This window comes from Nocardioides sp. Leaf307 (assembly GCF_001423135.1).
GTDB classification, from domain to species: domain Bacteria; phylum Actinomycetota; class Actinomycetes; order Propionibacteriales; family Nocardioidaceae; genus Nocardioides; species Nocardioides kribbensis.
In genome coordinates this window covers 752,501-754,939 of sequence record NZ_LMNY01000001.1, presented here as the reverse complement: position 1 = coordinate 754,939, position 2,439 = coordinate 752,501, and the positions used below count along the sequence as shown (strand labels likewise).

Annotated in this window: 1 rRNA gene (running past one end of the window); it reads right to left on the bottom strand. The window is 55.2% G+C overall.

The features are described from left to right. Window positions 1-86: 86 nt before the first annotated feature. A 23S ribosomal RNA gene (locus tag ASF50_RS03500) occupies window positions 87-2,439 on the bottom strand; it runs 780 nt beyond the window's last position.

Below are 2,439 nucleotides of genomic sequence, written 5' to 3'. Positions count from 1 at the left end.
ACGTGTTGTGTGACTGGTTCGTGGACGCGAACATACGCTGCAGATACAGGGCACTAGACCTCTTTGTAGGTCTTGTTGAATGAGTGTAAGACAAGCCCTCGGCCTATTAGTACCGGTCGGCTAGGCATCACTGCTGTACACCTCCGGCCTATCAACCCAGTGTTCTGCTGGGGGCCTTACCCACATACGTGGTGGGAAACCTCATCTTGAAACGTGCTTCCCGCTTAGATGCATTCAGCGGTTATCACTCCCGAACGTAGCTAACCAGCCGTGCCCCTGGCGGGACAACTGGCACACCAGAGGTTCGTCCATCCCGGTCCTCTCGTACTAGGGACAGCCTTTCTCAAGTTTCCTGCGCGCGCGGCGGATAGGGACCGAACTGTCTCACGACGTTCTAAACCCAGCTCGCGTGCCGCTTTAATGGGCGAACAGCCCAACCCTTGGGACCTACTCCAGCCCCAGGATGCGACGAGCCGACATCGAGGTGCCAAACCATCCCGTCGATATGGACTCTTGGGGAAGATCAGCCTGTTATCCCCGGGGTACCTTTTATCCGTTGAGCGACGCCGCTTCCACCTGCTGGCGCCGGATCACTAGTTCCGACTTTCGTCCCTGCTCGACATGTCTGTCTCACAGTCAAGCTCCCTTGTGCACTTACACTCAACACCTGATTGCCAACCAGGCTGAGGGAACCTTTGAGCGCCTCCGTTACATTTTAGGAGGCAACCGCCCCAGTTAAACTACCCATCAGGCACTGTCCCTGAACCAGATAATGGTCCTAGGTTAGACATCTAGTACGACCAGAGTGGTATTTCAACGATGACTCCACCCACACTGGCGTGTGGACTTCACAGTCTCCCACCTATCCTACACAAGCCGAACCAAACACCAATACCAAACTATAGTAAAGGTCCCGGGGTCTTTCCGTCCTGCCGCGCGTAACGAGCATCTTTACTCGTAGTGCAATTTCGCCGAGTCCACGGTTGAGACAGCGCCCAAGTCGTTACTCCATTCGTGCAGGTCGGAACTTACCCGACAAGGAATTTCGCTACCTTAGGATGGTTATAGTTACCACCGCCGTTTACTGGGGCTTAAGTTCTCAGCTTCGAGCTTACGCTCTAACCGGTCCCCTTAACCTTCCAGCACCGGGCAGGAGTCAGTCCGTATACATCGTCTTACAACTTCGCACGGACCTGTGTTTTTAGTAAACAGTCGCTTGGGCCTGGTCTCTGCGGCCATCAACGCTCCCCCAGCAAGTGGGTTCACGCATCCGGCCCCCCTTCTCCCGAAGTTACGGGGGCATTTTGCCGAGTTCCTTAACCATGGTTCGCTCGATCGCCTTAGTATTCTCTACCTGATCACCTGAGTCGGTTTGGGGTACGGGCGGCGCATAGCTCGCTAGAGGTTTTTCTCGACAGCATAGGATCATCCACTTCGCCATTCGGCTCCCCATCAGATCTCAAGCTCGACATCAAAGTCAGAACGACGGATTTGCCTATCGTTCGCCCTACATCCTTAGCCGTACACAACCATCGGTACGGTTGGACTACCTTCCTGCGTCACCCCATCGCTTGACTACTACCAGTTCGGGTCCCACGCTACGCTCACACGCCTCGCCCCGAAGGGTCCGGTCACGTGAGTTTCAGATGGTTAGCATCACTAGGTTCGTCATGGGCGCTACTTTGCCGGTACGGGAATATCAACCCGTTGTCCATCGACTACGCCTGTCGGCCTCGCCTTAGGTCCCGACTTACCCAGGGCAGATTAGCTTGACCCTGGAACCCTTGATCATTCGGCGCACGTGTTTCTCACACGTGATTCGCTACTCATGCCTGCATTCTCACTCGTGTCGCATCCACCCCTGGATCACTCCGGAGCTTCACTCGCGACACGACGCTCCCCTACCCATCCACACACCTGAACCAACCTCGAAGGCGGCTTAGCTATATATGTGAATGCCATAGCTTCGGCGGATGACTTGAGCCCCGCTACATTGTCGGCGCGGAATCACTTGACCAGTGAGCTATTACGCACTCTTTCAAGGGTGGCTGCTTCCAAGCCAACCTCCTGGTTGTCACTGCGACTCCACATCCTTTTCCACTTAGTCACCGCTTAGGGGCCTTAGCTGATGGTCTGGGCTGTTTCCCTCTCGACTACGGAGCTTATCCCCCGCAGTCTCACTGCTGCGCTCTCACTTACCGGCATTCGGAGTTTGGCTAACGTCAGTAACCTGGTCGGGCCCATCGGCTATCCAGTGCTCTACCTCCGGCAAGAAACACACAACGCTGCACCTAAATGCATTTCGGGGAGAACCAGCTATCACGAAGTTTGATTGGCCTTTCACCCCTATCCACAGGTCATCCCCTCAGTTTTCAACCTAAGTGGGTTCGGTCCTCCACGCGGTCTTACCCGCGCTTCAACCTGCCCATGGATAGATCA